Raw genomic sequence first — 13,535 nt, 5'->3', positions numbered from 1 at the left:
CATCTGGGGTAAATATGTCTACTCAATCCCATCTTAGTACAAACCAACAATATAGCGCCTTTTCCGTACTGGTCGTCGATGATGAATTAGGCATGCAAGCCATCTTGAAAAAGGCATTGGGTAAGCTTTTTTCACATGTCGATACAGCTGGTAGCATCGAAGAAGCAGAACAACTGCGTAATTCTCGACATTATGATCTGATCTTACTGGATATTAATCTGCCAGGGCGTTCTGGAATTGAGTGGGAAGAAGCGTTTGAAGATGATGACAAACGTGCCGATGTGATTTTTATGACGGGTTATGCGGATTTAGAAATTGCCATTCGAGCGCTACAGCTCGGTGCTTCCGACTTTATCCTCAAACCATTCAACCTTGAGCAGATGTTAAAAGCGGTCAGTCGCTGTATGGATCGCCGTTTGAACGAACGCATGCAGTACGCCATGACACGCGATTACCAACGTCACAATACCTCAGAGATCATCGGCGGCTCAGAAAAAACGCGTCTGCTTAAGCAACTTATTAACCAATTTGCACCATCACGTGCTTCTGTTTTGGTGGAAGGTGAGTCGGGTACGGGTAAAGAGCTAGTTGCACGAGGTATCCACCAGGCGAGTGGGCGAACGGGCCCGTTTGTGCCAATCAACTGCGGTGCGATTGCACCAGAGCTTTTAGAAAGTGAGTTATTTGGTCATACATCGGGCGCGTTTACCGGTGCAAAAAAATCGCGTGAAGGTTTGTTCCGTGTTGCGAACGGTGGCACCTTATTTCTTGACGAAATCGGGGAGATGCCACTTGCAATGCAGGCATCATTATTACGTGTGTTAGAGCAGCGTACGATTCGCCCTGTCGGTTCAGAAAGAGAGATCAGTATTGATGTCCGTATCGTAGCGGCAACCAACCGAAACCTGCAAGAAGAGGTCAATCAAGGTAATTTCCGCAGTGACCTCTATTACCGTTTAAACGTTCTGAAAATTGAAGTGTGTCCGCTGCGAGAGCGCAAAACCGACTTATTTGAGTTGGTGCCATTTTTCAGCAACATGCTGACGCGCGAGCTCGGTATGCCTGCGCCCAAATGGGCGCACGAGGACATGGAAGCCATGAGTGAGTACGATTGGCCGGGAAACATTCGTGAGCTGAAAAACTTGATTGAGCGTTGTATCTTGCTTGGCAAACCACCTGCACACTATTGGCGAGAGCTGAATGGCGGGCATTCACTGCCTAATGTATCGATTACTGTTTCTCACTCAGCTGAGTTACCAACCTTTAAAGAAGGCAAAGAATTTACTGGCGAGGGCTATCCAAACAGCTGGACGTTAAAAGAAGTCGAGAAAGCACATATTAAACAAGTCGTTAACTTGCACGAAGGCAACAAATCAGCCGCTGCTCGCGACTTGGGCGTAGCTCGCAAGACCTTAGAACGTAAATACAAAGAATGGGATTCTGAGGATGAGGAATATGCCGACTAACGGCCCACAGCACAAAGGATTGTCAAAATGGACGCACCGTTTTAAAACCATGGTGCGTTATCGTTTGTTATTCTTAACCTCTGCGCCGATTTTCCTCACGTTGTTAGCTCTGATCGGCATTACCATTTATTGGTCTATTCATTACACGTGGCAAAATGCGCTGCTTGATGTCTCGGAACGTCTTGGTGTTGCAAATAACAGTGTAACGTTGTTACAGCAAAAGCAAGCCAATTACGTGCGGGCGTTTGCCGATTCGTACGATTTCCGTATTCGCATTAATAAAGGAACGCCACAAGGTGACCTGCAAAAGTGGGTCACAGAGCAGAAGAAAAGATATGCTTTAGATTTTCTCTCTTTCCAACGCGTTAATTCCATGGAAAACAAATTCCGCTTTATGGATCTCACCAAGCGCGAATCGTTTTTTGATGTACTCAATAAAGAAGAACTCGAACGCCTCGATCCTGAACTCGCCAAACGAGCAGAAGTGCCTATTCTTGCTGATGGTGACAGGGAGGCGCGTGGGTTAGTCAGTCGAACCGTGATTCCGGTATACAGCCAAGCGAACGATTTGATCGGCTTTCTGGATGGTGGTTTGCTCCTTAACAATAGTACAGTGCTGGTGGATCAAATCCGCGATCTCATATACTTAAGTGATAATGACCGCCTTCGCCCTGTGGGTACGTTGACGGTATTTCTCGATGATTTGCGTGTGAGCACCAACGTTCCTTTAGACAGCGATCATAAGCTAGGGCGCGCCATAGGAACTCGCGTGAGTGCAGAAGTGTATAACCAAGTACTTTCGAAGGGTGAACAGTGGGTTGATCGCGCTTATGTGTATGACGCTTGGTATATTACGGCGTATCAACCAATCAAAGACCAATACGACAATGTTATTGGTATGCTTTATACGGGTTACCTCATGTGGCCATTCGTTAAAGCCTACATGACGAACATTGCCGAAATCAGCTTGATTACGGTTATGTTATTGCTGGTTTCCGGCGTGATGGTATATCGCGGTTCTTATGATCTGTTTCGACCGATCGAACGCATTCATAAAGTGGTGAAGCAGGTCCAACAAGGTAAAGAAAAACGGATTGGTCCGTTAGGATTAGATGCCGATCATGAACTTGCGCAGTTAGCCAGACAGTTTGATGATATGTTAGACGCGCTAGAAGAGCGCAAAATTGAATTGAAAAACTCCGCAGCTCAACTTGAATGCAAAGTTCAAGAGCGTACGGCAAGCCTGAGAGAAAAAACCCAAGATCTTGAGCTGCATATTCAATTGCTTAACCAAACTCGCGACAAACTCGTTGTTCATGAAAAACTGGCAGCATTGGGAGAACTCACCGCGGGGATTGCTCACGAAATTAATAACCCAACCGCCGTGATTCTTGGCAACGTAGAATTGATCCATTTTGAATTGGGTGACGATGCAAGTCGAGTACAAGAGGAGATTGATGCGATTCACGCGCAAATTGATCGTATCCGCAATATCACGCGCAGTTTATTGCAATACAGTCGCCAAGGTGGTGTTCAAGATGAAATCACTTGGCAACATGTCAATCCTATCATTGATGAAAGCATCACCTTGGTTAAAACGGGCACCAAGAAACGCGACGTCGAGTTTGTGACTGATCTACAAGCACATACGTCAGTTGAGATAAACCGCCATCATTTGCTACAAATCTTAGTTAACCTGCAAATGAACGCCATTCACGCAATGAGCGGTAAAGGAACATTAACAGTAGTCAGTGAAGACTGGATTGAAGAGGGCGAAGTGAAAGGAGCCGCGATTCATGTTATCGATGAGGGCTGCGGTATTAAACCAGAAAACTTGAGTCGAATCTTCTCGCCATTTTACACAACGAAACGAGAAGGCACAGGGTTAGGGCTATCGGTCTCCCAAAGTATTCTCAGCCAAACGGGTGGTGAGTTAAAAGCAGAGTCTGAATGGGGAAAAGGCAGTAAATTCAGTATTTATTTACCTAAAAAAGCCGAACTGATCCTAGAGGTGACGAACATCGCTTAGTCACTTTTTTGAAGTATTAATGGAAAAAGAGCCACTGACGATAGTGGCTCTTTTTTGTATTTAATGACGCATTTATGTTTACGCTTTTGCTTCTTAGAAACCTTACAATGATTTCACTTGGAGTGAATTAATAAAAACAACACTTGCAGTATGTAGCATGAACAAGTACCGTTGCCCGGTTTTTCTAAATACACCCCAATTGCTAAGGTAAAGGTTTTGATCTCCACAGCGAATATTACTCAACAATTCGGCGCTAAGCCGCTATTCGAAAACATTTCAGTTAAGTTCGGCGAAGGCAATCGCTATGGCTTAATTGGAGCTAACGGTTGTGGTAAATCAACCTTTATGAAGATCCTCAGCGGCGAGCTTGAGCAAACCAGTGGTAACGTAAGCTACGATCCAAACGAGCGCGTTGCAAAACTGAACCAGGACCAGTTCGCTTACGAAGAATTTACTGTAATCGATACCGTTATCATGGGTCATAAAGAGCTATGGGAAGTGAAGAAAGAGCGTGACCGCATCTACTCACTTGCTGAAATGAGCGAAGAAGACGGCATGAAAGTGGCTGACTTAGAAGTTCAGTTTGCTGAAATGGACGGCTACATGGCAGAAGCCAAAGCGGGCGAGCTTCTTCTTGCTGTAGGTATCCCAATGGAGCAACACTTCGGTCTAATGAGTGAAGTAGCACCAGGCTGGAAACTTCGTGTGCTTCTAGCGCAGGTTCTATTCGCAGACCCAGATGTGATGCTTCTTGACGAACCTACCAACAACTTGGACATGGACACAATCCGTTGGTTGGAAGATACGCTAAACGCGCGTAACTGCACAATGATCATCATTTCGCACGACCGTCACTTCCTAAACTCAGTATGTACACACATGGCTGACTTGGACTACGGTGAGCTACGCGTTTACCCTGGTAACTACGACGAGTACATGACGGCGGCTTCTCAAGCTCGCGAACGTCTACTAAACGACAACGCGAAGAAGAAAGCACAAATCGCTGAGCTACAAACGTTCGTTGCACGTTTCTCTGCAAACGCATCGAAAGCAAAACAAGCGACATCTCGTGCGAAGCAAATCGACAAGATCAAACTGGACGAAGTGAAAGCGTCTAGCCGTCAAAACCCATTCATTCGTTTTGAACAGTCTAAAGAGCTGTTCCGTAACGCTCTGATTGTAGAAAACCTGAGCCAAGGTTTTGAAGAGGACTTGTTCTCAGACTTCAATGCAATTTTTGAAGTGGGAGAGCGCGTTGCGATCATCGGTGAAAATGGTGTGGGTAAAACAACACTTCTAAACACGCTTGCTGGTGTACTTGAACCGCGTGCTGGTGAGTTCAAATGGTCTGAAAATGCAAACATCGGTTACTACGCGCAAGACCACGCGCATGACTTTGCAGAAGACATGAACCTAACGGATTGGATGGGTCAATGGCGTCAAGAAGGTGATGACGAGCAAGTCGTTCGTGGTTTCCTTGGTCGTATGCTATTTGGTCAAGATGACATTAAGAAGTCAGTAAAAGTACTGTCTGGTGGTGAGCAAGGTCGTATGCTGCTTGGTAAGCTAATGATGCACAAGCCAAACATGCTGCTAATGGACGAACCAACCAACCACATGGACATGGAATCGATCGAATCTTTGAACACGGCGCTTGAGCAATACAAAGGCACGTTGTTCTTCGTCTCTCACGACCGTGTATTCGTAGACTCACTAGCAACGCGTATTATCGAAATCCGCGATGGTAAAATCACAGACTTTAAAGGCACTTACTCTGAGTTCCTAAAATCTCGTGGCGTTGACGCGTAATTACTCGCAAAGCGTTTAAAAAGCAAAAGCCTCGCTATTTAGCGAGGCTTTTTTTATATTTGGCCTTAATCCTTAAACTGACCTGTTATATACGCATAGATTCCGACTACGCCAAAGGTAATAATCATAGAAAGCATGATACCGCTGGGCGTAAGCAGAAAATTCCACAATTGGTCATTATTCATAGTCCACATCCTCTGTGAATCCGCATTATTGGTTTTAGTTTACACTGAAAAGGTGTTATTGGTTGCCTTTTACATCAAATTCAACCTTGTCGGCTCCTGTAAACACTTGGAAGCGCAAACCTTTCGCACGCGCAATGGTCGTAATACCAAATTGCTTCGCTAGATCTAACCCCATTTGAGTAACGCCAGAGCGAGAAAGCAGAACAGGAATGCCCATTTGAGCCACTTTAATCACCATCTCTGATGTAAGGCGACCAGTTGTGTAGAAAATTTTATCTTCACCTGTTTCTTCTTTGAGCCACATCTCACCTGCAAGTGTATCCACTGCGTTGTGACGGCCGACATCTTCCACAAATGACAACACTTCATTACCTTTGCAAACCGCACAGCCGTGTACTGCGCCCGCTTTTTTGTAGGTGTCGTTGTAATGAGTTAACGCTTCCAGCGCAGAATAAATTTCTGACTGCTTAAGAGAAACTTGAGGCACTTGATAATTTTCAAGCTGCTTCATCACGTTGCCATACATAGTGCCTTGGCCACAACCTGAGGTGACGGTTTTCTTTTTCAGGGCGCCTTCTAAGTGCTCAGTGTTTTCTTTAGTAATCACCGCTGCGGAATGCGTTTCCCAGTCAATAATAACGGATTCGATCGCGGCTGGATCGGACAGGAAGCTTTGGTTTTTTAAATAACCGAGTACTAGTGTTTCTGGACGCGAACCTAGCGTCATGAGCGTGACCACTTCTTTCCAGTTCAGCATGACCGTAAGAGGACGCTCGCAAGCGATTTGCTTCGTGAGCTTTTCGCCGTACTCGTCGTACACATCGACTTCAATGGTTTGCAGGGGATTTTCACTGGTTTTAATAATATTTGGTTTCAGCACAGTCGTGTCCTAGTGATTAAGAGCGTTAGGTTGCTACGCATTTAGCTTGCTAAGTGGTTAGCAAAGCAAATCTCATTCCAAAATAGCGGTTCCCACAGAAATTGCGAGGTTTTATGTCAACAATGCATTAAAACTGCGAGTTCGCAGTAATGACACATCAATACATTTGAGTTTCGTCTAGTTTGGTACTTATAGCCTGAGGGAGTATATAGACTAAGTTATATCAGCTTGGCGCGTTTATTGCTTCGAAGACAATAAAAATGGTCGAAAACGGGGGCAAAATGTCCTGTGTGTTTTCAGACCAAAAATAGAAAGACTGGGTGAGTTATGTCGGATAAGAAAGATTTCGAAAAAAATTACGAAAAGACTGAGGATACATGGCCAATCGGCGTAGAGCTTGTTGAGCATGAGATCAGTACAGGGATTTGGGTGACAACCCAATGGCAGTTGACAGGATTTGCGCTGAATCCGACGGAAGAGACTCCAGATGTTTGTCTGTTGCAATTACATAAAGACGAGCGTACAGACTATCGCTTTAACTTAAGCTCTCAGCAACCTAAACTCTTTTTAGTGATGGATAACGTCGAGTCTGGTGAAAAACCAGCGATACAGTTACTGACGGCTTCACAATCTGTTGCGGCGCAATATATGGATGGTGATAACCTTGTACTATCTAACGATATGCCGTTAGCCGTTCAGGCTTGGATGGAAGCCTTTATCGGTCGCCACGGTGAGTTGTTAGAAGTAAGACGTAAGAAACGCAAAGGAGCGGGCAGAGCAAATGGCAACTAGTTTTTTAAGCCGTTGGTCGAAACGTAAGTTAGAAGAATCTTCCCAACATGATGAAGAGATCACGCCGATAGCAGAGACGGCGCAATCCGAAGATAGTGTCACAGCGCTTTCAAACGCTGACGAAAGCTCAGATGCTTTGAACGTCAATGAGGATAGTCAGGCTCCAGACATTACCGCGAGTGTAGAGACTGAAAAAACCGAAGAAATGTCTGTGGCGCAACTGCTGGTTTCTGAAGCCTCAGAAAGCGTCAAGAAAGCTGCGCTGCGCAAAATGTTCTTGTCCGAAGAATTTAACGTGCGTGACGGCCTAGACGATTACGATGATGATTACAGTAACTTAAAGTCACTTTCTCAAGACGTCGCTGAGACGCTGCGTGATTGGGTTAAAGACAAAGTGGAAGACGAACCAGACGCTGAAACTGCGCAAGGGTCTGAGCTTAACGCTAACGATATCGCATCTGAGGTAGTTGAAGACGCAGAGTCAAACACCGACAAAAGTGGCCAAATTACTCAAGATGAAAATGAACTGTATATAAATACAGTTCCTGGCGAAAGTGATACTTTTGCTGAAGAATCACAGCCTAACGAGGTGAGACAAAATATACCACACAAAGAATAGGTACATTTTGACTAAACACTCAATGAGCCGGCTGAGACAAAATGTCTCAACCGGTTTTTTTATCCCTACTATTTGTCAGTAAAGTTGATAACCTATTGATTTTTAGTTGATATTTTATTGGCATGACACTTGCTATCTGTTGCTCAATACCAATCTGGTTGAAGTTAGTACGGACGCACTGCGTAGTATTCATCGCCTGTAGACGGCGGAATAAGAATGCTCATTGATAAGTTAATCAGCAGAATCTCCGGCGCTAACTACACTAAGAGATGGAAAAGACTATCCATGTTCATAAATGGAATTGAGCAATGCTGAAACAATTATTAGAACAAGCAACTTCCAATAACGGTAAAGCGAGGCTGTACGCTTTCGAAAATACCGTAGAGTTGACCAATCTTATTCCACCAACCGTAAGCTATGAAAGCGGCGGTAACACTTTGATTGTGGGCCCAACGGCAATCATCGAAAGTGCGGCAGTACAATTGTCGCAAATGAACAGCCTAACGCTGCTTTCTACCGATGGCGAAAAGGGCACAAATCCCGAGCTTTATTACGCCAATTCGGTTCAGGTTTCAGGGTTCTTAGGTACGTTTGAAGTTCTGATTGAAAATCATGGTTCGACCAACAATCTTGCCAAGGTCGCGATCAATAGCGATTGTTTCGATATCGTACTCGATCTTTGCCTTAACAGCTGCATGTCGGAAGAAGTCCCAGTACCGGGCTACTACCCAGTAGGTCGTGGCTATCCGAAACTGGCTGAAGCGTTGGAAGAGATTCCAACCTTAATGGGGACGTTCGATAAACCGAAATTCTTCCGTTTAGATACCGATTTATGTGCACACAGCTCTCGTGGCGTAAAAGGTTGCGAACGGTGTGTGGATGCTTGTCCGGCAGGGGCACTATCGAGTGAAGGCAGCGACAAAACGGGCCATCGCATCGAGATCAACCCATACCTATGTCAAGGCGTGGGTACTTGTGCTACAGCGTGTCCGACAGAAGCGATTCATTACGCACTGCCAAACCCTGAAGATACGCAAAAGTTTATTGAACGTACGCTCGCCAACTATGAGCAAGCGGGTGGTTTAGATCCTATCGTATTGATTTGCAGTTCTCGCCACGAGAGCTACAACGTGATGGCACTAAAAGCACTGCCAGATAATGTGATTCCAATTGTGGTGGAAGAACTGCCTTCGGTTGGTATTGATACTTGGTTCGCCGCGCTTGTGAATGGTGCTACTCAGGTGCTGTTTGCGGCTTCACGTTTTATGCCTCAAACCATTATTCGTGTGCTTAATAGCGAAGTAGGTATTGCTCAAGAGCTGCTCGGTCAGCTTGGTATCGCCAAAGAAACCATCGACATTCTGTATCTAGAGTCACTACGTGAAGGTGCTCCGACACTTTGTACCGAGTCTTTTGATTTGGCATTAGGAGACTTGCAAGGCAACAAACGTCAGCGTCTATTTACGGCGTTGGATGCGTTGTCCGCATCACGTATTCCAGTTGAGAACATTGTTGAACTTCCAGCGAACGCACCTTACGGCACAGTCTCTTGTGAAAGTAAAGGTTGTACGTTGTGTATGAGCTGTGTGGCGGTGTGTCCAACACGTGCATTGCATACGGACGGTCGATCTCCGTCGCTTAAATTCGTCGAGCAAGACTGCATTCAATGTGGGCTGTGCGAGAAAGCGTGTCCAGAGAAAGTGCTGACGCTTACTCCTCGTATGAACTGGGTGAAAGAAGAACGCCAGAAAGCGGTTGTGATTCATGAAGAAAAGGCAGCCGAGTGCATTCGTTGTCACAAGCCTTTTGCTCCGCAATCGATGATCGACATGCTACAAAACAAGTTACGCGGTCACTCTCATTTCTCTGATGAAGCGGCGATCAATCGTATCGCGATGTGTGAAGACTGCCGTGTGATCGACATGTTTGAGTCGATGGCAGAAGACCCAATGAAACAACTGAAATACTAGGAGCTCGCAGTGGACACACAACAAGAACAAACACTGAGAACAGACATTTATCTCGTACTATCTGCACTTTTTCGTAGTGCGCCTAGTGATGAAATGCTGGCGTTCCTGAAGTCGCTAGAAATTGAACCGTCTGAGAGCGCGATGCAAAAAGCTTGGCTCGCACTGCAACAAGCCGCGAACGAAACGCAGCGAGAAGCGTTAGAAGAAGAATATCAAGATCTGTTTATTGGCATTGGACGTGGTGAAGTTGTGCCATTCGGATCTTGGCATCGCACTGGCTCGATGATGGAAAAACCGTTAGCGGAAATTCGTCGCGATTTGGATCTTTTAGGCATCGAACGAGAAGAGAACGTGAAAGAGCCTGAAGACCATATTTCTGCACTGTGCGAAGTGATGGCAATGCTGACAGGTGAAGAGGAAGAACTTCAACAAGCGGTGTTTAACAAACACATCGCCCCTTGGTTCCAATCTTTTACGCGCCAACTAGAGAGCGCAGAAAGCGTGAACTTCTACAAGCCAGCTGCACAGCTTTGCGATGCGTTTTTAACGTTAGAGCAAGTGCGCTTTAGCGTGAACACCAAAAGCAGTAAGAACAAATTAAAAATTGATGTGAAAAACGTCACTGATTACGAGTAATCGAGCAGTACTTGGTCATATCGATAGAGAGGCATGAGTCTCCAAAGATCTACCGTAAGGTAAGGAAGCAATGATGAAAGATAATAAAGAAATAAACACAAGCCGTAGGGATCTCCTAAAAGGCTTCACAACCGCTGCCGTTGCCGGCGCTGTTGTTGCGGGAACCACGAAAGTGGCCGTTGCTTCAGAAACGGTTGAGCCTTCTGAAAAAGACGTGAAGAAGAAAGGGTATCGTGAAACACAACACATTCGCGATTACTACGACACACTTTAGGAGATAACGGATGAAACTTGTCAAACGCTCCGACAGTGTGAGCAAAGAAACGAACCAGCTTGGCGTATCTCGTCGTGCATTCATGAAAAACACTTCGCTTGCCGCTGGTGGTGCAGTGGTTGGTGCTAGTCTATTCGCACCGGGAATGATGAAAAAAGCGCAAGCAAAATCAGTCGATCCAGAAGCGAAAACAGAAGTAAAACGTACTATCTGTTCTCACTGTTCAGTGGGTTGTGGTATTTACGCAGAAGTTCAAAATGGTGTTTGGACGGGTCAAGAGCCTGCATTCGACCACCCATTTAACGCCGGTGGTCACTGTGCAAAAGGCGCAGCACTACGTGAACATGGCCACGGTGAGCGCCGTCTTAAATACCCAATGAAGCTTGAAAACGGTAAGTGGAAAAAGCTTTCTTGGGATCAAGCGATCGAAGAAATCGGTAACAAGGTGATGGACATCCGCAAAGAGTCTGGGCCTGATTCGGTTTACTTCTTGGGAAGCGCAAAGCACAGCAACGAACAAGCGTACTTGTTCCGCAAAATGGCATCACTTTGGGGTACGAACAACGTTGACCACCAAGCGCGTATTTGTCACTCAACAACCGTGGCGGGTGTAGCGAACACTTGGGGGTACGGTGCGATGACCAACTCTTTCAATGACATGCACAACTGTAAGTCGATGCTATTCATTGGTTCAAATCCAGCTGAAGCACACCCAGTAGCGATGCAGCACATTCTGATCGCGAAAGAGAAGAACAACTGTAAGATCGTCGTAGCGGATCCTCGTCGTACACGTACGGCAGCAAAATCGGATCACTATGTATCACTTCGTCCTGGTTCTGACGTAGCATTCATTTGGGGTGTGTTGTGGCACATCTTCGAAAACCAATGGGAAGATAAAGAGTTCATCCGTCAACGTGTATTCGGTATGGATGAGATCCGTGCTGAAGTGGCGAAATGGACGCCAGCAGAAGTTGAGCGCGTAACAGGCGTAAGCGAAGAAGACGTTTACCAAACAGCAAAACTGCTTTCTGAAAATCGCCCAGGCTGCATTGTTTGGTGTATGGGTGGTACTCAGCATACTACTGGTAACAACAACACACGTGCTTACTGTGTGCTTGAGCTAGCGCTTGGTAACATTGGTAAATCAGGCGGCGGTGCAAACATCTTCCGTGGTCACGATAACGTACAAGGCGCAACCGACCTTGGCGTACTTTCTGACACGCTACCTGGCTACTACGGCCTTTCTGAAGGCGCTTGGCGTCATTGGTCAAAAGTGTGGGAAATCGATTACGAATGGATCAAAGGTCGTTTCGATGACAACGCTTACAGCGGTCAGAAACCAATGCACAGTGCAGGTATTCCTGTATCTCGTTGGGTTGATGGTGTACTGGAAAACAAAGACAACATTCGTCAACGCGAAAACATCCGTGCAATGTTCTACTGGGGACACGCAGTGAACTCTCAAACACGTGGTGTTGAGATGAAAAAAGCGATGCAGAAGTTGGACATGATGGTGATTGTGGACCCATACCCAACGGTTGCTGCGGTAATGAACGACCGTACCGACGGCGTTTACCTGCTTCCTGCAACAACACAGTTTGAAACACACGGCAGCGTTACCGCATCTAACCGTTCTCTACAATGGCGTGATCAGGTGATTGAACCTTTGTTTGAATCAAAACCAGACCACGAAATCATGTACCTGCTTTCGAAGAAACTGGGCTATTCCGATCTTCTGTTCAAAAACATCCGTGTTGAAAACAACCAGCCGGTGATTGAAGACCTAACGCGTGAATTCAACAAAGGCATGTGGACGATTGGTTACACAGGCCAAAGCCCAGAGCGTTTGAAAGCGCACCAACAAAACTGGCATACGTTCCACAAAACCACATTGGAAGCGGAAGGTGGCCCTGTCAACGGTGAAACCTACGGTCTACCTTGGCCATGTTGGGGTACACCAGAAATGAAACACCCAGGCACGCACATTCTGTACGATACGTCTAAGACGGTTGCAGAAGGTGGCGGTAACTTCCGTACGCGCTTTGGTGTGGAATTTGAAGGCAAGAGCCTACTTGCTGAAGACAGTTACTCGAAAGGCTGTGAGATCAAAGACGGTTACCCAGAGTTCACTGACAAGTTATTGAAACAACTTGGTTGGTGGGACGATCTAACTGCTGAAGAGAAAGTGGCAGCAGAGGGTAAAAACTGGAAGACTGACCTTTCTGGCGGTATTCAGCGTGTCGCGATAAAGCACGGTTGTATTCCATTTGGTAACGCGAAAGCGCGTGCGATTGTTTGGACGTTCCCAGACCGTGTGCCACTGCATCGTGAACCACTTTACACACCACGTCGTGACCTTGTAACGGATTACCCGACTTGGGAAGACAAAGATGCCATCTTCCGTGTACCTACGTTGTATAAATCCATTCAAGAACAAGACAAATCGGGCGAGTACCCAATCGTTCTGACTTCTGGCCGTCTGGTTGAATACGAAGGTGGTGGTGAAGAGACGCGTTCAAACCCTTGGCTTGCCGAGCTTCAACAAGAAATGTTTGTTGAAGTGAACCCGAAAGACGCGAACGATCTTGGCTTCAGAGATGGTGATGATGTTTGGGTTGAAGGTGCAGAGAAGGGACGAATCAAGGTGAAAGCGATGGTAACACGTCGTGTGAAACCTGGTTTGGCGTTCATTCCGTTCCACTTTGGCGGTAAGTTCGAAGGTGAAGACCTACGTCCTAAATACCCAGAAGGTACACAGCCTTACGTTGTTGGCGAATCGGCTAACACGGCAACCACTTACGGTTACGACCCGGTTACCTTGATGCAGGAAACCAAAGTAACTCTATGTAACATTCGTAAAGCGTAAGGAGTCTGA

Annotated in this window: 10 protein-coding genes; 9 read left to right on the top strand and 1 reads right to left on the bottom strand. The window is 46.1% G+C overall.

Annotated features, from left to right (window positions below; all coding sequences use genetic code 11):
- The first annotated feature begins 14 nt into the window (after positions 1-14).
- The 3 genes from J4N40_RS08865 (at position 15) to J4N40_RS08855 (ending at position 5,304) form a co-directional block, all read left to right on the top strand.
- On the top strand, positions 15-1,466 hold the full coding sequence (locus tag J4N40_RS08865) for a sigma-54-dependent transcriptional regulator (RefSeq protein ID WP_025766656.1): 1,452 nt from the start codon (positions 15-17) through the stop codon (positions 1,464-1,466).
- Positions 1,456-3,495: a sensor histidine kinase gene (locus J4N40_RS08860; protein ID WP_086046758.1), complete on the top strand. Its 2,040-nt coding sequence runs from the start codon at positions 1,456-1,458 to the stop codon at positions 3,493-3,495. The genes J4N40_RS08865 and J4N40_RS08860 overlap by 11 nt, the downstream gene beginning before the upstream one ends.
- A gap of 216 nt (positions 3,496-3,711) precedes the next feature.
- Positions 3,712-5,304, top strand: coding sequence for an ABC-F family ATPase (locus tag J4N40_RS08855; protein ID WP_025766654.1), 1,593 nt, complete (start codon positions 3,712-3,714; stop codon positions 5,302-5,304).
- Between the two features lie 240 nt (positions 5,305-5,544).
- Here the strand turns inward: J4N40_RS08855 and J4N40_RS08850 are convergent, their stop codons facing one another.
- Positions 5,545-6,369, bottom strand: coding sequence for a formate dehydrogenase accessory sulfurtransferase FdhD (locus J4N40_RS08850; protein WP_115385976.1), 825 nt, complete (start codon positions 6,367-6,369; stop codon positions 5,545-5,547).
- Positions 6,370-6,696: 327 nt separating this feature from the next.
- On the opposite strand from J4N40_RS08850, the gene J4N40_RS08845 reads away from it, so the two are divergent.
- The 6 genes from J4N40_RS08845 to J4N40_RS08820 all read left to right on the top strand — a co-directional run bounded on the left by J4N40_RS08845 (position 6,697) and on the right by J4N40_RS08820 (position 13,526).
- Positions 6,697-7,161, top strand: coding sequence for a DUF3305 domain-containing protein (locus J4N40_RS08845; RefSeq protein WP_005389514.1), 465 nt, complete (start codon positions 6,697-6,699; stop codon positions 7,159-7,161).
- Positions 7,151-7,780, top strand: coding sequence for a DUF3306 domain-containing protein (locus J4N40_RS08840; RefSeq protein WP_115385977.1), 630 nt, complete (start codon positions 7,151-7,153; stop codon positions 7,778-7,780). The genes J4N40_RS08845 and J4N40_RS08840 overlap by 11 nt, the downstream gene beginning before the upstream one ends.
- A gap of 308 nt (positions 7,781-8,088) precedes the next feature.
- Positions 8,089-9,750, top strand: coding sequence for a 4Fe-4S dicluster domain-containing protein (locus J4N40_RS08835; RefSeq protein ID WP_053303070.1), 1,662 nt, complete (start codon positions 8,089-8,091; stop codon positions 9,748-9,750).
- Between the two features lie 9 nt (positions 9,751-9,759).
- The gene (locus J4N40_RS08830) at positions 9,760-10,386 is read left to right on the top strand and encodes a TorD/DmsD family molecular chaperone (RefSeq protein WP_005377544.1); all 627 of its coding nucleotides are present in this window, start codon (positions 9,760-9,762) and stop codon (positions 10,384-10,386) included.
- A gap of 73 nt (positions 10,387-10,459) precedes the next feature.
- Complete coding sequence (locus J4N40_RS08825) at positions 10,460-10,660, top strand: twin-arginine translocation signal domain-containing protein (RefSeq protein ID WP_005396171.1); 201 nt, start codon at positions 10,460-10,462, stop codon at positions 10,658-10,660.
- A gap of 10 nt (positions 10,661-10,670) precedes the next feature.
- Entirely contained in the window at positions 10,671-13,526 is a 2,856-nt protein-coding gene (locus tag J4N40_RS08820; protein ID WP_005377539.1) for a formate dehydrogenase subunit alpha, read from the top strand.
- Positions 13,527-13,535: the final 9 nt, after the last annotated feature.

The sequence above is a fragment of the Vibrio sp. SCSIO 43097 genome (assembly GCF_023650755.1).
GTDB classification, from domain to species: Bacteria; Pseudomonadota; Gammaproteobacteria; order Enterobacterales; family Vibrionaceae; genus Vibrio; species Vibrio alginolyticus.
The sequence above is the reverse complement of the archived record's forward strand: the minus strand, read 5'-3'. Positions and strand labels throughout refer to the sequence as shown.

Bases quoted from the DNA above. Each gene is read 5' to 3' on its own strand.
- J4N40_RS08865 (WP_025766656.1), top strand. From the start codon at position 15: ATGTCTACTCAATCCCATCTTAGTACAAACCAACAATATAGCGCCTTT.
- J4N40_RS08860 (WP_086046758.1), top strand. From the start codon at position 1,456: ATGCCGACTAACGGCCCACAGCACAAAGGATTGTCAAAATGGACGCAC.
- J4N40_RS08845 (WP_005389514.1), top strand. From the start codon at position 6,697: ATGTCGGATAAGAAAGATTTCGAAAAAAATTACGAAAAGACTGAGGAT.
- J4N40_RS08840 (WP_115385977.1), top strand. From the start codon at position 7,151: ATGGCAACTAGTTTTTTAAGCCGTTGGTCGAAACGTAAGTTAGAAGAA.
- J4N40_RS08835 (WP_053303070.1), top strand. From the start codon at position 8,089: ATGCTGAAACAATTATTAGAACAAGCAACTTCCAATAACGGTAAAGCG.
- J4N40_RS08825 (WP_005396171.1), top strand. From the start codon at position 10,460: ATGAAAGATAATAAAGAAATAAACACAAGCCGTAGGGATCTCCTAAAA.
- J4N40_RS08820 (WP_005377539.1), top strand. From the start codon at position 10,671: ATGAAACTTGTCAAACGCTCCGACAGTGTGAGCAAAGAAACGAACCAG.